Source organism: Acinetobacter pengchengensis (assembly GCF_982235305.1).
This window is the reverse complement of the sequence record NZ_CEVATJ010000001.1, coordinates 1943868-1967248: the sequence shown is the minus strand read 5'-3', so window position 1 is coordinate 1967248 and position 23381 is coordinate 1943868. Positions and strand designations below refer to the sequence as shown.

At 40.4% G+C, this 23381-nt stretch carries 19 protein-coding genes and 8 tRNA genes; 18 read left to right on the top strand and 9 right to left on the bottom strand.

Features of this window, described 5'->3' with window-relative positions; translation table 11 throughout:
* Positions 1-2: 2 nt before the first annotated feature.
* On the top strand, positions 3-461 hold the full coding sequence (locus tag AC0T5Z_RS09640) for a hypothetical protein (RefSeq protein WP_435337568.1): 459 nt from the start codon (positions 3-5) through the stop codon (positions 459-461).
* 82 nt (positions 462-543) lie between these two features.
* Here the strand turns inward: AC0T5Z_RS09640 and dapE are convergent, their stop codons facing one another.
* The 3 genes from dapE to AC0T5Z_RS09625 all read right to left on the bottom strand — a co-directional run bounded on the left by dapE (position 544) and on the right by AC0T5Z_RS09625 (position 2970).
* Positions 544-1677 carry a succinyl-diaminopimelate desuccinylase gene (dapE, locus tag AC0T5Z_RS09635; RefSeq protein ID WP_435337567.1) on the bottom strand — a complete coding sequence of 378 codons (1134 nt, stop codon included), beginning with the start codon at positions 1675-1677 and terminating at the stop codon, positions 544-546.
* 141 nt (positions 1678-1818) lie between these two features.
* Complete coding sequence (locus AC0T5Z_RS09630; RefSeq protein WP_070152591.1) at positions 1819-1965, bottom strand: entericidin A/B family lipoprotein; 147 nt, start codon at positions 1963-1965, stop codon at positions 1819-1821.
* A gap of 120 nt (positions 1966-2085) precedes the next feature.
* On the bottom strand, positions 2086-2970 hold the full coding sequence (locus AC0T5Z_RS09625) for a DUF1853 family protein (protein WP_435337566.1): 885 nt from the start codon (positions 2968-2970) through the stop codon (positions 2086-2088).
* Between the two features lie 87 nt (positions 2971-3057).
* Here AC0T5Z_RS09625 and AC0T5Z_RS09620 point away from each other — a divergent pair, with 87 nt between their 5' ends.
* The 11 genes from AC0T5Z_RS09620 (at position 3058) to AC0T5Z_RS09570 (ending at position 5780) form a co-directional block, all read left to right on the top strand.
* Positions 3058-3438: a YbaN family protein gene (locus AC0T5Z_RS09620; protein WP_291334726.1), complete on the top strand. Its 381-nt coding sequence runs from the start codon at positions 3058-3060 to the stop codon at positions 3436-3438.
* Between the two features lie 8 nt (positions 3439-3446).
* Entirely contained in the window at positions 3447-3971 is a 525-nt protein-coding gene (gene elsL, locus AC0T5Z_RS09615) for a cell wall-recycling L,D-carboxypeptidase ElsL (protein ID WP_435337565.1), read from the top strand.
* 262 nt (positions 3972-4233) lie between these two features.
* A tRNA-Val gene (locus AC0T5Z_RS09610) sits at positions 4234-4309 on the top strand.
* A 26-nt stretch (positions 4310-4335) separates the two neighbouring features.
* A tRNA-Asp gene (locus tag AC0T5Z_RS09605) sits at positions 4336-4412 on the top strand.
* A 51-nt stretch (positions 4413-4463) separates the two neighbouring features.
* Positions 4464-4540 (top strand) — tRNA-Asp (locus AC0T5Z_RS09600).
* A gap of 21 nt (positions 4541-4561) precedes the next feature.
* Positions 4562-4637 (top strand) — tRNA-Val (locus AC0T5Z_RS09595).
* Positions 4638-4651: 14 nt separating this feature from the next.
* Positions 4652-4728, top strand: a tRNA-Asp gene (locus AC0T5Z_RS09590).
* Positions 4729-4829: 101 nt separating this feature from the next.
* Positions 4830-4905 (top strand) — tRNA-Val (locus tag AC0T5Z_RS09585).
* A 69-nt stretch (positions 4906-4974) separates the two neighbouring features.
* A tRNA-Asp gene (locus AC0T5Z_RS09580) sits at positions 4975-5051 on the top strand.
* Between the two features lie 97 nt (positions 5052-5148).
* Positions 5149-5224 (top strand) — tRNA-Val (locus tag AC0T5Z_RS09575).
* Between the two features lie 94 nt (positions 5225-5318).
* Entirely contained in the window at positions 5319-5780 is a 462-nt protein-coding gene (locus AC0T5Z_RS09570; RefSeq protein ID WP_435337341.1) for a DUF2750 domain-containing protein, read from the top strand.
* 25 nt (positions 5781-5805) lie between these two features.
* On the opposite strand, the gene AC0T5Z_RS09565 is transcribed toward AC0T5Z_RS09570, so the two are convergent.
* From AC0T5Z_RS09565 to yccS, 4 genes are all read right to left on the bottom strand, one after another.
* Positions 5806-6624 (bottom strand): YdcF family protein, encoded by an 819-nt coding sequence (locus AC0T5Z_RS09565; RefSeq protein WP_435337340.1) that lies wholly within the window; start codon positions 6622-6624, stop codon positions 5806-5808.
* A 123-nt stretch (positions 6625-6747) separates the two neighbouring features.
* Complete coding sequence (locus AC0T5Z_RS09560; protein ID WP_435337339.1) at positions 6748-9366, bottom strand: PepSY domain-containing protein; 2619 nt, start codon at positions 9364-9366, stop codon at positions 6748-6750.
* A gap of 154 nt (positions 9367-9520) precedes the next feature.
* Positions 9521-10081 (bottom strand): SdpI family protein, encoded by a 561-nt coding sequence (locus tag AC0T5Z_RS09555; protein WP_291334716.1) that lies wholly within the window; start codon positions 10079-10081, stop codon positions 9521-9523.
* A gap of 147 nt (positions 10082-10228) precedes the next feature.
* Positions 10229-12403 carry a YccS family putative transporter gene (gene yccS, locus AC0T5Z_RS09550; RefSeq protein ID WP_435337345.1) on the bottom strand — a complete coding sequence of 725 codons (2175 nt, stop codon included), beginning with the start codon at positions 12401-12403 and terminating at the stop codon, positions 10229-10231.
* Positions 12404-12652: 249 nt separating this feature from the next.
* Here yccS and AC0T5Z_RS09545 point away from each other — a divergent pair, with 249 nt between their 5' ends.
* The 3 genes from AC0T5Z_RS09545 (at position 12653) to gltS (ending at position 17396) form a co-directional block, all read left to right on the top strand.
* Complete coding sequence (locus tag AC0T5Z_RS09545; RefSeq protein ID WP_435337344.1) at positions 12653-13837, top strand: multidrug effflux MFS transporter; 1185 nt, start codon at positions 12653-12655, stop codon at positions 13835-13837.
* A 399-nt stretch (positions 13838-14236) separates the two neighbouring features.
* The gene (locus tag AC0T5Z_RS09540) at positions 14237-15538 is read left to right on the top strand and encodes a DcaP family trimeric outer membrane transporter (RefSeq protein WP_435337338.1); all 1302 of its coding nucleotides are present in this window, start codon (positions 14237-14239) and stop codon (positions 15536-15538) included.
* A gap of 616 nt (positions 15539-16154) precedes the next feature.
* Complete coding sequence (gene gltS, locus AC0T5Z_RS09535) at positions 16155-17396, top strand: sodium/glutamate symporter (protein WP_435337337.1); 1242 nt, start codon at positions 16155-16157, stop codon at positions 17394-17396.
* Positions 17397-17491: 95 nt separating this feature from the next.
* Here the strand turns inward: gltS and chrA are convergent, their stop codons facing one another.
* Positions 17492-18718 carry a chromate efflux transporter gene (gene chrA, locus AC0T5Z_RS09530; RefSeq protein ID WP_435337336.1) on the bottom strand — a complete coding sequence of 409 codons (1227 nt, stop codon included), beginning with the start codon at positions 18716-18718 and terminating at the stop codon, positions 17492-17494.
* 233 nt (positions 18719-18951) lie between these two features.
* Here chrA and AC0T5Z_RS09525 point away from each other — a divergent pair, with 233 nt between their 5' ends.
* A complete protein-coding gene (locus AC0T5Z_RS09525) occupies positions 18952-19962 on the top strand; it encodes a patatin-like phospholipase family protein (RefSeq protein ID WP_435337343.1) in 1011 nt (336 codons plus the stop codon).
* Between the two features lie 884 nt (positions 19963-20846).
* Positions 20847-21368: an acyl-CoA thioesterase gene (locus AC0T5Z_RS09520; protein WP_435337335.1), complete on the top strand. Its 522-nt coding sequence runs from the start codon at positions 20847-20849 to the stop codon at positions 21366-21368.
* Positions 21369-21553: 185 nt separating this feature from the next.
* Here AC0T5Z_RS09520 and AC0T5Z_RS09515 read toward each other — a convergent pair whose 3' ends face one another.
* A complete protein-coding gene (locus AC0T5Z_RS09515; RefSeq protein ID WP_435337334.1) occupies positions 21554-21766 on the bottom strand; it encodes a hypothetical protein in 213 nt (70 codons plus the stop codon).
* A gap of 522 nt (positions 21767-22288) precedes the next feature.
* Here AC0T5Z_RS09515 and AC0T5Z_RS09510 point away from each other — a divergent pair.
* Entirely contained in the window at positions 22289-23308 is a 1020-nt protein-coding gene (locus tag AC0T5Z_RS09510; protein ID WP_435337333.1) for a CobW family GTP-binding protein, read from the top strand.
* Positions 23309-23381: the final 73 nt, after the last annotated feature.

Genomic DNA, 23381 nt, shown 5'->3' with positions numbered 1-23381 from the left:
CGATGAGTCAGACGAATAGTCCAAATTTACTTGGGCAAATCAGTCAACAAGAACTACAGCATTTAATTACCGTATCTACGGGTTTTATTGATGCTTATATTGTTGAATGTCATGGTAAACAACCGATGCTGATACCTCAAAATATTGTGTTATCAGCGTTGGATAACGCCACTCAAGTTAAAACTGTAGAATGGCACGAATCGCAATTGCCTGTTTATGCTGTCAACGACCCAGAGAAAAAAATGGGCGTGGCACTGGTCATTGAAGGTGACGAAATGGAGCAGCGTTTTGCTTTGATGTGCAATGAAATGCCTAAAACACTGCGCTTACGTATTTCTGAAGTGGTAGATGATGACCAACTAACCACGACTGATCCTGCGGTATTCCAATATGTCCGTATGGGTGAGCAGGTCTTTCATGTACCGAATTTGCAATACATTCAAGAAAACTTGACGGCTTAAACGCAATTTTCTATGTTGTAAAACAGAAAAGGAACTCAAATAGAGTTCCTTTTCTGTTTTGTGTAACTAACTTTTATCAAATTTAAGTGAGTAACCCTTCTAAAATCTGCTCATAAATTTCGGCTAAGGGTTCTAAATCAGCTACATCAACGTGCTCGTTAATTTGGTGAATGGTGGCATTGAGTACGCCTAATTCCAATACTTGCGCACCTGTTGGCGCAATAAAACGACCATCGGAAGTGCCGCCACTGGTCGATAATTCTGTTTCAACACCTGTGACATTGCGAATGGCCTGACGTGCAGCATTGACCAATTCGCCCACAGGGGTTAAAAATGGCAAACCTGAAAGCGTCCACTCGATTTCATAATCCACTTGATGGCGATCTAAAATTTCCAACACACGTGCTTTTAGCTCATCTGCAGTCACTTCAGTCGAATAACGGAAGTTAAAGGTCACAGTCATGTTGCCTGGGACAACATTGGTCGCACCTGTTCCTGCTTGAATATTTGAAATTTGAAATGAGGTGGCAGGAAAGTATTCGTTGCCATGATCCCACACCGTTTCACAAAGTTCCGCAATTGCTTTAGACGCGGTATGAATCGGGTTAATTGCCAAGTGTGGATAAGCCACATGACCTTGTTTACCTTTTACAGTCAAGACTCCATTCAGTGAACCACGACGACCATTTTTAATAATATCGCCTAATTCATGTGTGCTTGAAGGTTCACCGACCAAACACCAAGTCATTTTTTCCTGACGTGCTTCCAAAGTTTCAACGACTTTTACGGTACCGTTAATGGATGGCCCTTCTTCATCAGAGGTGATCAGAAAAGCAATTGAACCTTTGTGGTCAGGATGTTTAGCAACAAAGCGTTCAGAGGCAACCACCATAGCTGCCAATGCTGTTTTCATGTCGGCACTGCCACGACCATAAAGCTTGCCATCACGAATTTCAGGTACGAATGGATCGGTATTCCATGCGTCTAAATTGCCTGTAGGGACAACATCGGTATGACCTGCAAAGCAAAAGACGGGTGCTTCTGTGCCTTTACGTGCCCATAGGTTATCTACATCATCAAAACGCATAGTTTCAATCTTAAATCCAATTTTTTCTAAGCGTTCTGCCATGAGATTTTGGCAGTTGTGATCGACAGGAGTGACAGAGGGTTGGCGTAAAAGCTGCAGGCTTAAATCCAGAGTAGCAGAAGAGGTCATGAGAGTTTCAGACGTTTATCAAGAGTAAGTGCTAATAATAGGGGAATAATGCAACAAAAGTGAAATTTTTAGCGTGAAAAAACCTTGTTCTCGGACAAGGTTTTTTGTTGTTTTGTGAAGATCTTTCTGAAATTGTCAGAATTATTTTCGAATTTCTTGTTGGGTTTTTTCAGCAGTGTTACTTACCGCATTACCTGCAGAAGATACGTCTTCGCCCACACCTTTAATTGTATTACAACCCGTTAAAATAAAGGTCAGTAACAGTGAAGTCGCTAGAATTTTTTTCATGATTATCTCCAATATACTCTAGATAGATTATTTTGATGTGTTTTTTAGCTTAGAAAATAAACAGAATAATAAATAGTCAACTTTTATGGTGCTTGCGTAATAAAATGTTGAAACAGTTATTCAGTGTGTTAATGGAGGATAGCTAATCAGCGATGCAGCACGATACATATAAAATTGTGAATGGGCTTCTTGATAGTATAAACCATCTCCCCACCATTGATTCGGTAGGCTACTGGCTTGAGTATTTTGGCAAATCCATTCATGTCGTTGTAGGCGATAAAACTGTTCAGCTTGAGCAGGAATATCACTTCCCCAAAGACCTAAACGCCGAGCGCGATTGATCCAGTGTGGCGTAAGTGTTGTAGATGATTGTGCCAAGTGATACGTAGCTAAATATAATTGTCCTTTGAGTACGGCTAAGCGACGTTGAATTGGCACATCTAAGGCTTGCTTAAATTGAAATTGCTTTTGACTAAAATGATTTAATTTACGCACCAAAGTATCGGAGCGGTTTAAACCATACCAGTGTGCCAAAGAGCAATCCGCTTCGGCTAAATAGTATTTTAATGCGACTTCCCAGTGTTCAACCTGCTGTGTGTCATGGTTGCGCAGTAAAAAATCCAGTTCACCTACGGTTTTAGCGCCATCAATAATTTGAATGCTGTGTCCTAATAATTCAAAGGGATGATAGTCACGATCTCGCAGCCAAAACCACAACAGCATTTCAAAGCGTAAGCCTAAACGGGTACTTTTCAGTTGATTTAAAAAATCGTAAACCGCTTCGGGATGAGAATCCAAATAGGCTAAACGTGATTGATAAGCTTGATAATGCTTTTGCCAAAAAGCATCTGAATGGAATTCAAAAGGATGTTGAATGGGCAATTGCTCAGGAACAGTACATAAAATATTCGGACTGGCCACGCTAAAAGCCAACTGACGGATAAGCGGGGTTTTATAAGTCAGCCAGACTTCGGGCAAAAGTTCGGGTTGATGCAACTCAATCATTATGAATCCATACTGAAAAATGCATAATTACAACGGAAAATTAAAAAACGCTTTATACTACCGCAATTCGTAGTTTGGGACAGTGGTATGCAAAGCTTGTTATGGCGAAGTTTAGTGGTGATCTTTGTCATCCTTGGCTTTATTGGTGCATTGCTGCCAGGCATGCCTACTACTGTTTTCTTGATTTTAGCAGCTTGGGCATCGTCGCGTGGTTGGCCGCAAATGGATAACTGGTTACTGAATCATCCTAAATATGGCAGTACACTCAGGGATTGGCGTGCCAATGGCACAGTACCGCGTAAAGCCAAATGGTTAGCAACGATCATGATGAGTATCAGTGCTGTGATCATGCTGTTTACAACAGCACCTGTTGCGGTCAAAGTTTTTACCAATACCACCATGTTGGTGGTGTGTATTTGGTTGTGGTTACGTCCTGAACCACAACCGCTCAAGAAAGAAGAACAATAGGGTGCGCAATGTCTTTTTTATACACACAAGCAGATATTTTGATTGATTTGGCTGAGCAAACTCTATATTTGCCGAAGCATCACAAATTTTATGTCATTTCTAGTGGGGTGAATGGAATTGGTGAAACTGAAAATAGTGGTAAAACACCGCGTGGTTGGCATGAAGTCGCTTTAAAATTTGGTGAAAATGAACCTGAAAATGCAGTGTTCATTGCGCGGCAACCCACAGGTGAAATATACAGTTTAGATTTAGCCCAACAATTTCCTGAACGGGACTGGATTTTAAGCCGTATTTTATGGCTGAGTGGTTTGCAAGAGGGATTTAATCAGGGCATCGGCTGCGATACTTTTCAGCGTTATATCTATATACATGGCACACCAGACACTGAGCCGATGGGCATCCCAGCATCGCATGGCTGTATTCGGATGCGTAACCACGATATTTTAGAATTGTTTGAACTGATTCCAGAAAAAGCACTCGTTTATATTTCTGAACACAAATTAGATTTAAATAGCTTAGGTTTACTTTGTTGATGGTGTAAGTTGATTGCATAAAGTTGCATCTATGACAATAAAAAAATCAATATAGTGAGCAGGTTGATTGCAGCGCTAACAAGTTGAAATGCAGATTAATTTTTGCTTGAAAACTATAATAACTTGCAGAATTTGTTTGTTTTTATAGCGGATTACCTATTTTTTAATCACTCAGTCACAAAAAAATGAAAACAAGCCTAAAAGCGTTTGACAGGCGGTAAAGATTCTCTATAATGCACCTCACAAACGATAAAGACGTTAAGGGCGCTTAGCTCAGTTGGTAGAGCGTCTGCCTTACAAGCAGAATGTCGGCGGTTCGATCCCGTCAGCGCCCACCAAGCCTTTACGTTATAGATTCTTACGTGCAGCGGTAGTTCAGTTGGTTAGAATACCGGCCTGTCACGCCGGGGGTCGCGGGTTCGAGCCCCGTCCGCTGCGCCACTTAAGATTCTTTAATCATCGTTTGTACCACAAGAGTGACTTTGTGTAAGTGCAGCGGTAGTTCAGTTGGTTAGAATACCGGCCTGTCACGCCGGGGGTCGCGGGTTCGAGCCCCGTCCGCTGCGCCATTTACATAAAATTGCATTTGAGGGCGCTTAGCTCAGTTGGTAGAGCGTCTGCCTTACAAGCAGAATGTCGGCGGTTCGATCCCGTCAGCGCCCACCAGATTCTTTTGCGATGCAGCGGTAGTTCAGTTGGTTAGAATACCGGCCTGTCACGCCGGGGGTCGCGGGTTCGAGCCCCGTCCGCTGCGCCATTCAAAAGAGAAGTTTAAGTTTCCTGATAGATTTAAACTTAAATGATGCAAAGTTTGACAGTTTTGCAAAATCAGAACAAAATGTTGTTTTGATCTTATCAGGGCGCTTAGCTCAGTTGGTAGAGCGTCTGCCTTACAAGCAGAATGTCGGCGGTTCGATCCCGTCAGCGCCCACCATATTTTAGTATATATGCTTGGCATACATACAAAAAAATAAGACCTTAATTGCTTAACGCAATTACCGTTGCAGCGGTAGTTCAGTTGGTTAGAATACCGGCCTGTCACGCCGGGGGTCGCGGGTTCGAGCCCCGTCCGCTGCGCCATTTTTCATTCCCTGATGTGAAAAATGTGTTTCAAAGTTCAAGACTACGGCCTTCGTTGTCTTGCATACTAAAATAACGATGTTATTTTTTCTTTTCAGGGCGCTTAGCTCAGTTGGTAGAGCGTCTGCCTTACAAGCAGAATGTCGGCGGTTCGATCCCGTCAGCGCCCACCATATATTCTCATACTCCTTTATCTTATATTTCTTGCGTATTGCAATAAATTCGCCTAGAATTTTTATTTAATAATAATACTAATATCCGTGTCTTATGCGAAATCCTTATCAACGTAAAGCTGCATCTAAGCAAGCAACGCAAACTTATAATGTGCAAGATATTTACAAGCAATTTATTGAAACCATTGTGTCTCAGGGGCATGTTTTTGCCTTGTATGAAGATGGTTGGGCGCTTTGTGCTACCCCTACAGGGCAACGTGCTTTTGCGATCTGGCAAAATAAAAGTCTGGCAAAACTGTTAATTAAAGACAATTGGGCCAATTATCAAGTTGAAGAAATTTCACTGAAAGATTTTATTGAAAAAGTGATTCCGTTTCTACGTCAGGAAACCACTAATATTTCTATGAATCTAAGTCCAGAAGGGCAGAATGTATTGGTTGCTCCTGAAAAGTTATTGCTTGATCTAAAAAATTATTTGTATCAGGTGTATATGCAAAAACCTGAATTTTTTAAAGATATGCAAATTCCTTTACCACGCTCAATTCGTTTGAATTAAGCGATCTGCTTGTTAGATTTTATTTTTAATACTCATTTAGTAGCCAACCACTGATATAAGCAAAATACTCGCGCAACCATGCGTTATAGCGGATATAGAGTGGTGTTGCTGCACTGAGCATGCTGAACTGTGTGTATCCCTGTCGTTTGGCAATCGCTGCTGCACGTGGTGTGTGAAAGTCGCTGGTGACAATCGTAATTGGTTGGGTTTTATCTGTGCCTAATTGATGCAGCAAAGGCTGACTGTTTTTTAAATTGAGTGCCGTACTGGTACTTTGGGTTTCTAAGATAATGCGTGATGCTGCAATAGCATAGCGTTGTTGTAAATAGTTGGACATCACCTGCGCTTCGGTGAGTTGTTCCGCAAAAGCGGGGCCGCCACTGACAATTAAATAACTGTGTGGATGTTCTAAGGCATAAGCTGCTGCGGTATCTAGTCGTTTGGCGAGTGTGGGCGATGGTAGTCCATTTTCAATGCCACTGCCGAGTACAATCACCACTTTAGCATTGTTGGTCACAGTATTTTGCTGCTGTGTACTGAAATGAATATAAGCAAAAAAGATCGACAGGCTGATACACCACAGCCAAAATACGCCCCAACTCAATTTCCACAACCAATCTGAGCGTGTATGTTGTTTTAAGTAGCTTTGAATCCAAGTATAGAAAATGGCATAACACAGCAGCATCGTGCCTATTAAAACAGGCAAAACGGTGCCGAAATGAATTTTCTTTAAGCTGATGAGATAGACACCATCCAAAACTAAAATTAATCCAATTAGGCTACTGAATATTCTTTTGAATGGACTTGATTGCGGGTGTACGTGACTTGCTTGCATGCCCTGCATAACTTTATTGCGCTATGATGCTGTGTAAACAGTATAGCCGAAGCTGCTTAAAAATTTAGCCCCAACTGAAGTATGTTTCGGTTGAGGCTATGGGTAAAGCTTAGGTGAATTGACAAGTTTTGACTAATACACATCTCGGCGATAACGTCCTTGCTGACGTAATTGTTCCAGTTGAGTTTCACCCAAAATATCTTTTAAAGCTTGGTCGACATCACTAGCCATGCCATGAATACTACCGCAAACATAAATCACGGCATCTTGTTCAACCCAGCGTTTTAACTCTTCAGCCTGTTCACGTAACTTATGGTGTATATAGACTTTCTCGGCTTGATCACGAGAAAAAGCCAAATCAAGCCGTTGTAGCACGCCTGTACTTTGCCAAGCCTCGATGGTGCGTTGATAAAAGTAATCGTGCGCTTGCTGACGTTCACCAAAAAACAACCAGTTTTGGGTGTAATTCAGGCGGTTACGTGCATGCAATAAGCTCATTAAACCCGCAAGTCCAGTGCCGTTACCAATACAAATCATTGGGCGGTCATCATCAATTAAATGAAAAGATGGATTATTGCGAATGCGCAGTGCGATATTTTGTCCCAGTGCAGCATGAGCAGTCAACCATCCTGAACCTAAGCCAAGTTCACCTTGAGCATCGAATTTTTGACGTACCACAAGTCTTAAAACCTGTTGTGAAGGAATACTGGCAATTGAATATTCACGACTAGGTAAGGGTGAAAGTTGTGCCAATAATTCATCGATAGTTTTAAATGTCTGAATAGGGGCTGTCAGGTCTTTATGTGCTAAAGCCTGTGCTAGGGTTTGCTGACCATCAGCAATAATAGTATTTGCATCGAGTTGATGTTGTTTTAAAAAATCCTGAATCCGTACAGTACTGTTTTCTGGTTGAATTTCAGCAATATCACCTGCAGCCCAATGTGCTTCGTGCTGCGGTACAAGTTCAATATTAAACACAGGGGTACCTAAACTATTCGGATTGAGCAAATCACGTTGTTGCAAACACCATGTATCAAAAGTTTTATCAATTTGCATGCTTTGTAATTCAAGCTGAGTCACCTGTGCCAATGCTTGATTCCAACGCTGTACATCAGCAGGATTGGCATTGTCTACCTCAATAGTGTCAAACAAAGCGTGAGCCTGATTATGTTGCAGCCATGCAGCAAGACGATGTCCAAAATCGCAATAACTGTCAGGATACTCTTTGGAGCCTAGGGCTAAAACCGCATAACGTAAATGAGAGAGGTCTAAGCTTTGGGACATGATTTTTTTAACAAAGTTAGAGGATAAATCGGGTGCATCTCCTGTGCCGTATGTGCTGGCAACAAACAAAATTTGAGTATTGTTTTTGAGGTCAGCTATCTGCAATTCTTGAATAGCTTTGACTGTGACAGGTTGATGTGCCTCTTGCAGACTGGTTGCAGTGCGCCATGCCAATTGTTCGGCAGTACCTGTTTGGCTGGCATAGACGATGAGCCAGTGTTCAGCATTTGGGTCAATTTTAAATTGAGTTTGATTTTGACGTGCAGCAAGAGTCAAATGCTTTTGTTTACGACGTTTTAAATATAGCATCCAGCCTGTGACGAAAAACAGCGGCATCATCAATGCAGCAAGCATTGCCAAAAATTGATAAACAGGACCAAAGAAACTACCCCGATGCACAGGCAGCATGCTGCTCATGATTTTTTCATTGAGTTGTTTGTTTGCATATAATTCAAGTTGAGTAATATGCGCTTGTTGATAATCAAAAGTTGCGGTGTTGCGTGCGCGTTCATGTTGCGGAATGACATCGATAAAGTTTATTTCAATTTCACTATTGTCATGTTTAGGCACATTAAAAGTGATGCTCGAATAATCTTGCTCTAACTGCTGCGGGAAATGTTGCCATGCCTGAGTCAATGCAAAATTGATTTGTGCCTGATCCAGTGTATTTTTCTGAGCAGGGAGCGTAGTATTTGGGCGAGGTTCTGTAACTTGTGTTTGCCTTGCTTGATGAGATGTTTGAGTTTTTTGATTTTCCTTTTTATTGTGTCCATCTGCTTGCACTTGCGCTTGTGGTCTTTCTACACCCATGACTTTAAACATGCCATTGCGCCACCAATCATACGACCAATATAGACCTGTGCATGCCATAACGAGATAGAAGATCACTACCCATGTACCGACCACAGCATGTAAGTCCCAAATAAAATTGCGACCTTTGAGTTGAGGTTTAATCGCAAACCATTGTTTGAAGGAGTGACGTTTTGGCCACCGCAAATACACGCCACTTAAAACAAAGAAAATCAGGATTAAGCTACAGGCACCTGTGATTTGTTTGCCAATCGGACCAATGGTTAAATTGCGGTGTAATTGTTGGATAAATTGAAAAAATTCACGCCCTTTCACTTCAGGTAAAATGTCTGCAGAGTAGGGATTAATCATGATATTTTCCCCGCGTCTGGCGCCTTCTTTTTCAATATTTATGCTTGAAGATGCTGCAGGATCTTGGGCAATAGTAATGCTGTTAATTTTATAATTGGGTTGGACTTGCTGAAAATGTGTGTAAATTTCTGCAGGAGTAAGTTTCGGTTTTTGCTCAACTTGAACTTGGTAACTGTCTGGATTCAACCATTTTAGAATTTGTTGTTCATAGGAATAAATTGCCCCAGTGACCCCCATGAGTGACAAAATAAGCCCTGCTGTAATGCCGAGGAACCAGTGAATTTGAAAAAATGTTTTTTTTAACATGAGGAATGAGGGTTGAGCATGAATTTTGGAGAAGAATAATCCAGATACAAAGTTAATGCAAATGCTATTTATTCTCATTATCGTTCATTGTTTTGATTTTAAGTAAAAAAACCTCCATCACAGGGGATAGAGGTTTATTTTTAGATCAGAATATTTAGATTTGCTTGGCTTCGCCTGCAGCTTCGGTTAAATGCTTGCGAATGGTGTTGAACGAAAAGTTCTTGCTGTCCATGCGCTTAGGTAGAATATAAGCACCTTGCTGACCTTTTACTTTGAAGTTTATCAAAATAAATTCAGGGGTGTTGTACCATTCATACACATCTTTCCAGCCAATTGCACCCACGCCTTCTTGAGCGCCCATTTGCTGACGCATCACGATTCCGTGTGGTTGTACGCCTAAACGAATTCCTTTAATTTCTTGAACAGGAAATTCATTCATTTTGCGTTTAACATACCATTCCAAGCCGTATTTACGCACCAGTAGGTAAAGTGCCACACAGACAATGGCGACCCAGCAGAAAATTGTCGAATAATTTTTTAATAGTAGAATGCCTAAAATGGAAAGGGCAACAATCACCCCCATAATAATCCATGCTTTCATGCCAATTTTATTGGTACTGCGCCATATTACCAGTTGTGCGTGACGTTGTTCTTCTTCAGAAACTTCGTAGATCACAGGCTGTAGGGTGTAGGCGTATAAACTTTTCGCGGTCATAGTGAAACTAACAAATTTAAAACTATAAAAAGTTTAGCATTAATTGCTGTCATGCAGTGAGTATATTGTCGCAAAATCATGCTAAGGTCGGTGAATACTTACACAGCTTAGGGTGAGAAAGTAGGCACGGACTATTTGCAGGATTGTTTATAAAGACGCCAGTTCAGTTGCATCCTGATCATGTTCGTGGCTTAAACTTTGTTTTAAGCGACTTAATTGCTGCAAGATACTCATCATTAATGATAATTGCTGCAAAATAATCAATGATTTTTGATCTTCCTCATTGTTTTGACTTAAACGCTGACGAATGGTTTGCAGCATGTTGTGTGCGCTTAAATCCGGCGTTTCATCTTTGAGTAAAGCACCTTGAATATCGTCCATCGCTTGATCGAGCAGTTGCAAGACTTCCTGATCTTCAATTTTGTCACGGTGCGCACCCAGTGCAGCGATATAACTAATAAAGGTGTGATTAAGACACAAAAACTCAAAGGCCTGAGCTTTTTGATCAGGATCAAAATCAGGTTCGGTGGCGAGTGTTGAAATCAGTGAAGCAACTTCTGCGTCGGTATTGTGAGCAGCGCGGCGCACCACTCGATAATTCAAGCCGTTATTGCGTCCATTTTTATATTGTTCAATCACTTCTGCCAAATAGTCACATTGTGCGGTGAGTGAGCGATGAATCGTGCGTGATAGACGACGGAATTTCCAGTCGGGGAAGATGAAACTCACGCCAAACCATGCCAGTGCACAGCCAATTAAGGTATCGACCATACGAGGTACAGCTGCGGCATAGCCCAAACCTTCTAGGTTAAAGTTCATCAGCGCCAAAATAGTCATAAAAGCAGTCGCTTGTGCATATTGTTTACTGCGTAATTCAAAGAACAACATGCCACTAATAATTAAAACTACCAATTGCCCTTCTACGGATGGCACAAAATATAAAATGGTGTAGCCGACCACAATCCCAGCCAGTGTCCCAATAATACGCAAACGTAAACGCCGTTTGGTGGTGTTAAAGTTAGGCTGCATCACAAACAGGGCGGTCAGTAAAATCCAGTAGCCATATTGAATATTGGTGACTTGTACAAAAATATAGCCAATCAACAGTACAATTGACAAACGAATGGCATGGCGGAACAAGACAGATTCAGGGGTTAAATGCTGTTTGATACGGATGACAATATCATCCCAGCTTTTTAAGTCGTCATCTATGAGTTGTTGCTCAATATTCTTGGATTTATCCAGTTTAATATTGCGTTCAGTTTCAAGATTACGCAGTTGAGCGTCAATCGATTTTAGGTTTTGGTATAAGGCAAACAATGCATTAATCCAAACTTGGTCATATTGCTGCTCACTGCGCAGCTTTTCTAAAGACTGTTTAAGATTTTCAAAAGCATGTTTAAAACGCTTGTTATGCACATAAGGTTTACGATGCAGAATACTTTCGCTTAAATCTTTACAGGCTTTGCCTTGAATAGACAAAATGCGCTGGAAGCGAAATAAAATATCACTGTGCTGAAATATTTTCGCCAGTTTTTGATAATCAATATGTGCAGAATCGGCACGTTCATGAATGTCTTGTGCGACAAAATAATACTGTAAGCTGCGTCGGGTATCTTTTTGCCCGCGGTCACCTTTTAAACGAGTCAGCAAAGCAGTTTTTAAGTCGTTAAAAATCGCAATTAATTTGGCGTTTTCAAGTGATAAATCAATGATGCTTTGCTGATAACTGGGTGCAGTCATATCCACATCAAATAGATTAGATTTGGCAAATAAAAAATCACCTAAAGCAGAATAACTGAGCGAAAGTTTGTCTTGTAAGGCACGAACAGGAAACAGTAAAAAGCTGATGGTCGAAATTAAGCCGTACCAGATTGCGCCCGAAACCAAAAGTAGCGGTTGCATGTACCAGTCATCAAATAGATTGACACCAAGCATGGCGTAGACCGATACCACCAAACAGCCATAAGAAATGGTGGCATAACGCCGTCCGAGCGAACCGAGCAAAATTAAGACAATACACGACAGGATTAAGCCTGTGGCAAACAAAATAGGGTGCGGAAATAAAAACTGAACTGAAGTGGCGGTAACAAAGAAACCAATATAAGTATAGAGCTGATTGACGATACGCACCGAAAAACGGTCATCAATATCACTCAAACCTGCGGCAACTACACCTAAAGTTAAAGGAATGGTGGCAAGTTGCATTCCCATAAAATAGGGAACAAAAGCAGTTCCCGCAAATGCAATGAGCATGCGGATGTTATACATAAATGTAGTGTTATAGGTCGCTTGTTTAAGCTTTATCAGCCAAGGTTTCAACATCGTTCCTTTAAGTAACTTTTCTGTCTAAACAGAGATTTATGCTGTGAGATGAAAGCTTGCGTAAATTGTAACTGTAGATGAGTGTTTAGAGTGTTTAATATGTGAAAATTCATCTTTGATCACAACAAATAATATTATGAAGCGTGTAAGCTTGTCTGTACATCTGTCATTTCACGATAAAAAATGAGCATATCGAAAACGCTACCAAGTTCAAACAGTACGCCACCATCTGCGCCACAACCCAACATGCAGCAATATTCGACAGCGTGGATATTGTTGTTGGCGTTACTGACTTCGCTTGGGCCTTTGTCGATTGATATGTATTTGCCTGCCTTGCCAGCAATGGCAAGCGAGTTTGGTGTATCGACCCAAATGGTCGCAAACAGTTTGCCTGCTTATTTTTTAGGTTTGGCTTTGGGACAACTGATTTATGGGCCGCTGAGTGATCGGATTGGACGTAAGCCGCCTTTATATTTTGGCTTGGTATTGTTTTCACTGGCCAGTATGTTGTGCGTGTTTGCACACAATGAATGGGGATTGATTGCTGCACGTATTTTGCAGGCTTTGGGCGGTTGTGTGGGCGTGGTGATTGCACGAGCAGCCATTCGTGATCGCTTGGATTTGCAAACGTCCGCTCAAGCTTTTTCGAGTATGATGATTGTGATGACCCTTGCACCCATTATTGCACCTACGCTGGGTGCATGGGTACTTAAATGGATGAATTGGCAAGCGATTTTTGTGGTGCTGACCTGCGTTGGAATCATTTGCTGTTTATGCGTGCATTTCTTTTTTAAAGAAACGTTAGCCAAAGAACGCCGTTTAAATTTGAGCTTTCAGCAAGTCCTGACCTTATATTTCGCAATTTTAAAAGATCGTGATTTTCGTTTTCCAATGTTGGCAGGCTGTCTGACAGGTGGGGCATTGTTTTGCTATATCAGCGGTTCAAGTGCGCTCATGATGGATCAATATGGCTTGAGTGAAACGGCTTTTGCTTATGTGTTTGGTGCCAATGCCCTTGGTATTATGCTGTTTTCGACCCTAAATAAAAAAATCAGTGGAAAATTGGGCGTGTTGCAACGCTTAAAATTGGGCAGCTTCATTCAACTGAGTGGTGCGGTCATTCTACTGCTCGCAGGTAGTCTGGGGTATGCACCTTTGGCATTGGTAATGCTCGGTTTATTTCTTGCAGTGTCTGGGATAGGTTTTACAGGTCCGAATGCCATGGCGCTGGCAATGGCAAAACAAGGCGCACGTGCTGGAACCGCCAGTGCGATCATGGGCAGTGTGCAATTCTTTTGTGGCTTGATTGGTGGGGTATTACTCAATTTTTTAACAGGCACTGCTTTGCTGAATATGGCGGTATTAATGCTGCTATTTATTGGGTCTGGAATGTTTGCCGTTTTTCATATTTTACAACCGCAACCAGACTAAATAGAGATAAATACTTTTTAAAATGGTGATTTTTTCTTAAAAATTGAGCTTTTAGACAGGACTGAAATATATACAATAGTCTAATATTGGTGTAAATACTTGAATAATCAACCTGTTTAAAGTATTGAATTTTATATGGTTTAATTAATTGGATTTGTAATTATGATTAATTTTGATTTCTTATTCGGGAAAACTGATTTTAATAAACGTCATAACTTGATAGATTGAAGTCTGTAATAAATGACACAATTTGTAATATTTTAAATATTTGAGTGTCTTGGACTATTTGGCAAAAGTGTTTTGATTTTTGAGCCATTTTTATAATTCGATGTGAAATCGATAGATGACGAACAAAATCATCATGCACGGATGCAGCGTTGTTTTATTTTGGAGAGAAAAATGAGTCAATTACTCAACGGTCAATTTGTGATCAAAGGTTTAGCGATTGCTGTTACAACATTCATGGTAGGTACTGCACACGCAGCAAAAACTGAGCAACAACAAATTCAAGAACTTCGTCAAGAAGTTGAAGCGTTAAAATCATTAATTCAGCAACAACAGCAAGTACAACAACAGCAGCAAACTCAAATTGCCCAAGTACAACAAGCGAAGCCTGCTGCACCTTTAAGTGCATTAAGCAGCTTAAAGTCTAAATCTGGTGCAGATGTTTCTATTTATGGTTTCGTACGTGGCGATGCAAGCTATGTTATTGACGGCGCGGACAGTGAGTTTCACAGTGCAAATACAGTGGGTGGGAGCACTAAATCTACAAATGACAAACTTTTAGCAACTGCAAAAGCTACTCGTTTAGGTTTGGACTTTAATACACCTGTAGGTGACAATAAAGTAGGTGGTAAAGTTGAAGTAGACTTTAATGGTGCAAGTGAAACCATACGCCTTCGTCACGCTTACTTAACTTTAAATAATTGGTTGTTTGGTCAAACTACATCGAACTTTTTGTCAAGCCACGCACCAGAAATGCTTGACTTGAATTCGAACATTGGTGGAGGTACAGCACGTGTGCCGCAAGTACGCTACAACTATAAATTAGCGCCTGCGACACAATTATTCGTTTCGGCTGAAGAGGGGAATAGTTCTTCACAAATTTATGATGCTAAAGAGAAGAAAAATGTTAGCTCTGACGTAACTTACCGAGCTCCAGTATTGACTGCAAAAGTAGTTCAAGGCTTTGCAGAAGGTAAAGGAACAGCTTCTGCCCGTGCATTGGTTGAACATTATAAATCAGAAGCAGCAAATGATGATAAGACAGGTTGGGGCGCAGCTGTAGGTACCAATTATCAAGTTGCAGAACCTTTAAAAGTATATGCGGATGTCTCTTATGTTAAGGGTAACAGTAACTACTTATATGGTAGTAACTCTGCATTCTATGTAGATACTAATAGCATTGAGCAAAACGAAGCATTTGGTGTACAAGTGGGTGCAAGCTATCAGTTCTCTCCACAACTACGTTCAACTTTAGCGTATGGTGCTTTATTTGCGGATGATGGTACAGACTATGCGCGTGCAGCAAATAATACTGGTGCTAACGAGAAAGTACAACAAGCGTGGATTAACTTTATCTATTCACCTGTAAAACCAGTCGATTTAGGTATTGAATATATCAACGGTGAGCGTGAAACATTTGCTGGCGATAAATTCAGTGATGACCGCGTAGGCTTTATGGCGCGTTATAGCTTCTAAGTCACTACTTTTGAGCAAAATCCAAAACAGAGCTTAATGTTAAGCTCTGTTTTTTTATGTTGAAAATTTATGTTGTCAATTCAATAATTTAAATTTTATTCAGTTTCAAGGAATGCTGTAACTTGCACTTATAGTTGAAAACAATCAATAAAATTTATAGAAATAATGCAGAAAATAGCAGCTTTTTGTCAAAAAAAATGCATAATGATCGACCTTTAATCTTGCTGTTTTTTATCAAGTGATTGAATATCTTTATCGCAAGGTATTTATCCACCTCAGATATTTTGGAGCTTATATGAGATTACCTCTCAGTCTTAAGCCGATTCAGTTGTTTGCACTCGAAGTCACCCCGAAAGTGAAATTACTGTCTTTTGTCTTTCTTTTCTTCTGTTCTAGGCAAACGCAGATCATAATGCTTGAGTGAAACCTAAGGATTGGGTTGGCTCAGTGAAACGCATACATCTTAAACATCGGTCAAATACGATACTGCTTACATACTTTATATTGCGGCATTTTTTAGTTGATTTAGAGTCATGCTGATGCAAATGCTTTGGTTTGCATAGACAGCTCTTCATCATATTAAAAAATAATCTGCAATCACTATATGGATATTGCCATGGAATTTACTTTTAATGCGTTTTATACGCTGATTGCTGCGGTCATCGTCTTGCTCTTGGGACGGTTTTTGGTTAATAAAATTGATTTTTTAAAACGCTATAACATTCCTGAACCTGTTGCAGGTGGTTTGGTTGCCGCAATTGTTTCATTGTTGGTGCATCAATTTTGGGGTTATAGCATTACCACCAGTAGCGTATTACAAACCAGTTTTATGCTGATTTTCTTCGCCTCGATTGGTTTAAGCGCGAACTTTACAAAATTGCGTCAAGGCGGAATTGGTTTAATTATCTTCTTGATTGCCGTTTCTGTGTTTATTGTGGTGCAAAACTTTGTCGGTATTAGTCTTGCAACATTGTTAGGTATTGATCCACTAATTGGTTTAATTGCAGGTTCAATTACTTTAACTGGCGGTCATGGTACGGCAGGTGCATGGGGTGAAATTTTAGAAACTCAACATGGTATTCAAGGTGCTTTAGCACTGGGAATGGCAAGCGCGACCTTCGGTTTAATTATTGGCGGCTTAATTGGTGGCCCATTGGCTAAAACCTTAATCAACCGTCATCAACTGGCTGTACCTCGTACTGAAGAACAAATTGAAAAACGTGATAATACGCTTGCAGATCAAGATTCCAATGAGTTTATTCCATTTGAATATCCGCATCAGGTGCGTTTAATCACAGCAGATAATGCTATTACCACTTTGGGTTTATTCGCAGCGTGTTTGGCATTTGCCGAGTTTATGACAGGCGCTGCCAAAGGTACTATGTTTGAATTGCCAACTTTCGTTTGGGCATTGGCGGGCGGTGTGATTCTGCGTAATGTTTTAGAAAGTATTTTTAAAGTCAATATTTTTGACCGTGCGATTGATGTGTTTGGGAATGCATCTTTATCGTTATATTTGGCGATGGCGTTGTTGTCACTCAAATTATGGCAATTGGCCGATTTGGCAGGTCCTTTAATGGTGATTTTAGGTGCGCAAACGCTCACAATGGCGTTGTATGCAGCTTTTGTGACCTTCCGTCTTATGGGGAAAAACTACGATGCAGCCGTGTTGGCAGCGGGACACTGCGGTTTTGGGATGGGGGCGACGCCAACTGCAGTCGCCAATATGCAGGCCATTACCAATATGTATGGTCCATCTTATAAAGCGTTCTTGATTGTGCCGCTGTGTGGTGCATTCTTTGTCGATTTAATTAACGTTGCGGTGATTCAATCTATTCTAAAATTCTTTGGTGGCTAAGCTTTAAAGCATTCAGGATTGATTTAATCATAGCATTCACAAAAAATGCCAGTTCAATTGAACTGGCATTGTTCTTTGATCTATCGCATTTCAATCTAAGCGATGAAATGCATGAATGCGGTATAGATCAGGAAACTGCCAATTAAACTGAGCCAAACAGGTAGTTTTGATTTTAATAATCCAATCACCAAAACAATAAACAGCAGATCAGTAATACTCAAAACATAACGCTGTGCCATTTCGAGCACCATATACAGCAGCAAACCGACTACCGCTGCATTAATACCTGTTACGGCATGACGAATATAAGCTTGCTGCATCCACCAAGACCAATAAGGCAAAGTCGCAAATACCAAAAAGAAAGATGGCAGAAAAATTGCCAACGTGGCTAAAGTCGCATTCAGCAGCATAGATTCTGTCATTGGAATCAAACTGCCCAAATACGTTGCAAAGCTGAACAATGGCCCAGGCACCAATTGCGCTATGGCATAACCCAAATCGAACTGTTCTTTGCTGACTAAGCCTGTACTAACAAAATCTTGATGTAATAAAGGTAAAATGACATGCCCACCACCAAAGACCAAAGATGCGGCTTTATAGAAACTTAAATTGGCTGCATAGAGTAAATGAGGTTGTAGCCAGTTTAGCGCGGATAGCACAATAAAAGGTGCAACAAAAAGTACTACCCAAAATGCAGCATAACGACGGTGTTGGGGTAGGTGTGCCGCAGTAAAATGTGTATCTGTCGCCATTGTATTGGCGGATGAGAGCGTTGCAGTGGGTGTTGTACGTTTCGCCATCCACATGCCTAAACAAGCTGCAATCAGAATCACTAAAACTTGATTGAAGCTCAAGGGCATTAGATAAATAAATAGGGCAGAAGCAAACATTAAGGCATATTGCCAAACCGTTTTACAAAAACTGCGCAGCATTTGCCAAAATGCCCAAGCTACCACGGCCAATACGATCAGTTGAATACTGTGAAAGCTATTTGACGACAGTACATCTAAATATTGATGTCCCAAAACTGCAACCAATGCCATAAACAATGCGGAAGGCATGGTAAAACCCAACCACGCTAGGACTGCACCCCAATAGCCTTTTTGCAAATAACCAATCGCTAAACCCACCTGACTACTGGTTGGGCCAGGTAAGAGTTGTGCAAGTGCGACAATTTGTGAATACTGGGATTCATCTAGCCATTTGAGTTGATGCACAAAACGCTGATGGAAAAATACCAAATGCGCTGCAGGCCCGCCAAAAGACAGACAGCCTAATTGCAGAAAAATCCAGAATAATAAGGAATAAGAAGGTGTTGGCATATAATTTTAGACAGATTCGACTTGTGCGCCACTGTAGTGGCTAGACGTGACAGTTTAACGAATTACTACAAGGATTGGTTAAAATAATAGATAGACTATGGGCGGTCATGCAAGGCGAAACAAATAGCATCAGTGGCATGGTTAAGATGGTTGCTGTATCAAGTTGGCTGATCAACCTTGTCACGATTGGCGGTGAAATATCGACTGAAACCTATGGATTCAAGAAGGTCATTATGAAATTTGGGTATGTATCTCTTACAGCATTATTGATGGTGGGATGTCAGGCAGTGCCATCACAGCAGCAATTTTCGACTCAAACTCTACTTGAGTCGCAGCCCATGGTTGAAGCAGAGTCACGCCTGAATCAAATTGATTTTCGGCAGTTAAAACAACAAGAAAAACGTCCAGTTATCGCGTTGGTTTTGGGCAGTGGTGGCGCACGTGGTTATGCACATATAGGTGTAATTGAAGTACTTGAGCAGTATGGTATTCATCCTGATTTTATTGTGGGCAGCAGCGCAGGCAGCATTGTCGGTTCAATTTATGCCAGCGGTAAAAATGCGCAGCAATTACGTGAAATTGCCATGAATATGAAACCCAATGATGTACGGGATGTGACTTTGGATTTAAAAGGCTTTTTTGATGGCAAAAAAGTTGAAAATTACGTCAATGCACAAGTCGATCAACTCCGTTTGGAGCAATTTAAAATCCCAATGTATGTGGTGGCGACTGAATTAAAAGAAGGCAAAAAAGTCGTATTTAATTATGGTAATACGGGGCAGGCGGTGCGTGCGTCAGTGTCTATCCCAAGTATGTTTGTACCTACTAAAATTGCAGAACATGAATATGTCGATGGGGGTTTAGTGAGCCCTGTACCTGTCAAGGTTGCACGCGATTTAGGGGCAGATATTGTAATTGCCGTGAATATTTTGGCGCAGCCTATTCATACTGAAACTAGTAATGTATGGGGATTGTTTAACCAAAATATTAATATTATGCAAAAGCATTTGGCCAATGAAGAATTGAAACTCGCAGATGTTGTCATTCAACCCGATTTACGTGAAAAAGCCCATATTTTTGATGTAAAAGGGCGGGAAGCGACCATGCTGGCAGGTGCAGAAGCAACCGCAGCGCAATTAAATAAAATAGATCAAGTCTATCAACAGCATCATTATGCACATGGGCATAGAATAGTAGATTATAAAGTGAGTAATACTTTTGGGGGTTATGGAGAGTTTAAATAGCTGTCCATATCCTTTATTTACGTAGACTCAATGAAATAAATAGATTTAACTTAAGTCTAATGAGGTGCTTGATTTAAATAACTTTAATGCTAGCTGGTTTAGATTGATATATTTTAAGCATTTGATATTTATAATCAAAAAATTTAAATACCCTAAAAATATTTAAAAGCCTAGATGAGCTATTTAGACTTAAAAATCAATTTTTATCGTATCCTTTTCGTTATGTTTGCATTTATCCTATTTGGCGTTTACTGAATTTGTTTTTGTAAGCAGTTTAAGAATTGAACATGCTTCCAAGACAGCCTATATTTTAGTGCTTCAGCTTAAAACTTTAAAAAAAATAGAGAGGTACTTGATGCACGGCCTTGAAATTGGACAGCAGATGATACTTGCCACGATGTAGAAGGTTGTTTTTACAGTGATGATGATTAATCTGGATGGTTCTTATGTGATTGAAGCAGCCCTGAGTACCGATCAAAATTTGACTTATAGTAATGCATCGAATGAAATGCTGCACTTGGCTTGAATGTTGCCACTCAATTTCAAAATTTAGGAACTAAATTGAACTTTCTTGGTGTAAAATTGCCGAAATTTGCTTGAATAATCCATTGAATAAAAGATTTTAGATTGTTTTTTGAACACTTGAGGCGGTGGTATTTACTGAATATACAATTTGAACAAATATTCTAAACATCAGAAATGAATTAAAAAATAATAGCTTGGGAGTCTTAGTCTTTAGTCTTATAATTTTAAATAAATGTTGTCATTAACGATATAAATAATAATGATGCACTTGTTGCCGAAATGAACATTCAAACTTTTATAAACACGATATAATAATACGCTCATATCTTACTGTCTTTAAAAAGAGTCTAGAGAACGCAATGTCATCATTAGATCAAATTGCCCCTGTGTTAGATGACCAGTCAGAATTAACTATGTCCGTGTTAATGACACCAGACATGGCAAATTTCTCAGGGAATGTACATGGTGGAACAATTTTAAAACTATTAGACCAAGTGGCGTATGCATGTGCGAGCCGCTATTCGGGTAGTTATGTGGTGACCCTTTCGGTTGATAAAGTGAACTTTAAAGAACCGATTCATGTGGGTGAATTGGTGACTTTCCTTGCTAGTGTGAACCACGTCGGCCGTACTTCAATGGAAATCGGGATTCGTGTAGAAGCGCAAAATATTCAAAAGCGTACAGTGCGCCATACCAACAGCTGTTACTTCACTATGGTTGCAGTGGATGAAAATGGTAAACCCAAACAAATCCCTGCATTGAAATTAGACAACGACTGGAAGCGTTGCCGTTTTGAAGCAGCAGAGCAGCGTAAAGTTGCGCGTTTGCAAGAAAATCATCATCCATCTTGCAGTATTTATAAGAAAACTGAACAAATCTAAGTTTTCATCAAATTCAGCTGAAAACCTGTTTGCAATTGCACACAGGTTTTTTTGTGTCTATTTTTTAATTTTTCTCAAGAGTAGTATTGATTAGCCTTATTGATGAACAAAAACTGAGTAAACCGAGAGAGTGGCTTAAAACTCAGTTTTTGTATTCAATTTACATTTTAAAATGTATCTAAGTTTTAAGGCTGTTGGCTCGATGCAGCAGGTGTTTCAGTGCTTGCTTCAGATGCAGGTTGTGTAGCAGCTTGTTCTGAAGCAGGTTCAGCAATAGTTTCCTGCGTTGAAACAATCACTTTTTCCTGTTCTGTAACTGTCGATTCAGCCTGTGCTGCAAAAGTGGTTACAGTGGCAATAGCAAAAGTTGAAGTGAGTAAAATTTGTGTCAATTTCATGGTTTGGCATCCTTATTTAAAGTTTTTCATGAATGGGTACAACTGTTCAGCACCAGCATTGAGTAAAAAAACTTCATGCGGCTAAAGTGTTCAAGTCAGTCATCACCTGATTTGAACGAGCTGAACAGGAACTCATCCTAAGCAGCCAATGCTGTCGGATCAATGCTTGCAACAAAGCAAAACAATGATGGTTACTAGAATCGCACAATGATGATGAACAGGTCGTATTTTGGTAATTTTTGTTTTAAATATGCAGCCAAATTCATCAGAAATGTCTATATTTTCGGCAAGGAAGTTCCACCGGCGGCAATAAAACATAACATCAAGCGGCTTAAACTTGCGTATTGACCAAAATCAGTTGTCGGTCATCCTACAATAAATGTAAGAAAATCTTTCAAATCATGATGCCAATTAATATGAACAATTGGATAAATTTTTAGTGTGTTTAGATTCAGATTGATCTAATCGCTAAACTTGCTTAGCATGCTCGAGTTGTTTAAAACTCAATAAAGCGAGCTTATTTTGAAAATAAATGCACCACAAAAAGCAGTCCCGACGCATATTATTTCTGGTTTTCTCGGTGCAGGAAAAACCACCTTATTAAAACAGTTACTCAGCCAAAAACCTGAACATGAAGTCTGGGCGGTGCTGATGAATGAATTTGGACAAATCGGAGTCGATCAACAACTTTTACCGCAGCAACAAGGCTATCAGATCAAAGAGTTATTGGGCGGTTGCTTATGTTGTAGCAGTCAGTTGCCGATGCAAATTGCCTTGTCGCGTTTATTGTCTGAAGCGAAGCCTGAGCGTTTATTCATTGAGCCGACAGGTTTGGGGCATCCTGCGCAACTCTTGGAGCAATTGACTGAACCACATTGGCATACGCATTTGTCGATGCGTGCTTTGGTTACAGTGGTCGATGGTTCACGTTTGCATGATCAGGCGTGGACGCAACAAAACCTGTATGCCGATCAGCTCAAAGCTGCACAAATTATTGTGGTGTCACATGCAGACCACATGCAAGCGGCAGATGAGCTTGCGCTAGTGCAGTTGCAACATGAATATCAAGCCTATATGCAAAAATGGTTGAAAGCTGAACAGGGTAGTCTGGCTTTGACAGAAATTGATATACCCTATGTCGGCACACAGCGTAAAATTCAGCCATTGCTGAAATTACAACAGAATGTCATCCCTACACATTTGCAAGAGCCAGCAGTAATCAAGCAATTGCCCTATCACTATGTCGAGACTGCACAAGAGTATGCAGTCGCAGGTTGGAAATTTCCTAAACGTTGGCTATTCGATTTTTATCCACTTCTAGATTTACTTTGTGAACAGCAAGATTGGTTGCGCATTAAAGGGATTTTTTATACCAATCAGGGATGGAAAAGTTTTAACTTCAATCCCCAGCAATTTAATTATCAATCTACCGATGAAGGCATAGACAATCGGGTAGAAATTATTTATCAAACCGAGCGGGATTGGGTACAGTTTGAGGCTGAATTATTGGCGTGTCGGGTTGATGCGACTACGGCTTTTTGAATGAAATCTATGTGCTATTTGGCAAACGATAAAGCAAAATCCCAGAAAATCTATTATGCTTGACGGCAAATTT

Bases quoted from the DNA above. Each gene is read 5' to 3' on its own strand.
- AC0T5Z_RS09640 (WP_435337568.1), top strand. From the start codon at position 3: ATGAGTCAGACGAATAGTCCAAATTTACTTGGGCAAATCAGTCAACAA.
- dapE (WP_435337567.1), bottom strand. From the start codon at position 1,677: ATGACCTCTTCTGCTACTCTGGATTTAAGCCTGCAGCTTTTACGCCAA.
- AC0T5Z_RS09630 (WP_070152591.1), bottom strand. From the start codon at position 1,965: ATGAAAAAAATTCTAGCGACTTCACTGTTACTGACCTTTATTTTAACG.
- AC0T5Z_RS09625 (WP_435337566.1), bottom strand. From the start codon at position 2,970: ATGATTGAGTTGCATCAACCCGAACTTTTGCCCGAAGTCTGGCTGACT.
- AC0T5Z_RS09620 (WP_291334726.1), top strand. From the start codon at position 3,058: ATGCAAAGCTTGTTATGGCGAAGTTTAGTGGTGATCTTTGTCATCCTT.
- elsL (WP_435337565.1), top strand. From the start codon at position 3,447: ATGTCTTTTTTATACACACAAGCAGATATTTTGATTGATTTGGCTGAG.
- AC0T5Z_RS09570 (WP_435337341.1), top strand. From the start codon at position 5,319: ATGCGAAATCCTTATCAACGTAAAGCTGCATCTAAGCAAGCAACGCAA.
- AC0T5Z_RS09565 (WP_435337340.1), bottom strand. From the start codon at position 6,624: ATGCAGGGCATGCAAGCAAGTCACGTACACCCGCAATCAAGTCCATTC.
- AC0T5Z_RS09560 (WP_435337339.1), bottom strand. From the start codon at position 9,366: ATGTTAAAAAAAACATTTTTTCAAATTCACTGGTTCCTCGGCATTACA.
- AC0T5Z_RS09555 (WP_291334716.1), bottom strand. From the start codon at position 10,081: ATGACCGCGAAAAGTTTATACGCCTACACCCTACAGCCTGTGATCTAC.
- AC0T5Z_RS09545 (WP_435337344.1), top strand. From the start codon at position 12,653: ATGCAGCAATATTCGACAGCGTGGATATTGTTGTTGGCGTTACTGACT.
- AC0T5Z_RS09540 (WP_435337338.1), top strand. From the start codon at position 14,237: ATGAGTCAATTACTCAACGGTCAATTTGTGATCAAAGGTTTAGCGATT.
- gltS (WP_435337337.1), top strand. From the start codon at position 16,155: ATGGAATTTACTTTTAATGCGTTTTATACGCTGATTGCTGCGGTCATC.
- chrA (WP_435337336.1), bottom strand. From the start codon at position 18,718: ATGCCAACACCTTCTTATTCCTTATTATTCTGGATTTTTCTGCAATTA.
- AC0T5Z_RS09525 (WP_435337343.1), top strand. From the start codon at position 18,952: ATGAAATTTGGGTATGTATCTCTTACAGCATTATTGATGGTGGGATGT.
- AC0T5Z_RS09520 (WP_435337335.1), top strand. From the start codon at position 20,847: ATGTCATCATTAGATCAAATTGCCCCTGTGTTAGATGACCAGTCAGAA.
- AC0T5Z_RS09515 (WP_435337334.1), bottom strand. From the start codon at position 21,766: ATGAAATTGACACAAATTTTACTCACTTCAACTTTTGCTATTGCCACT.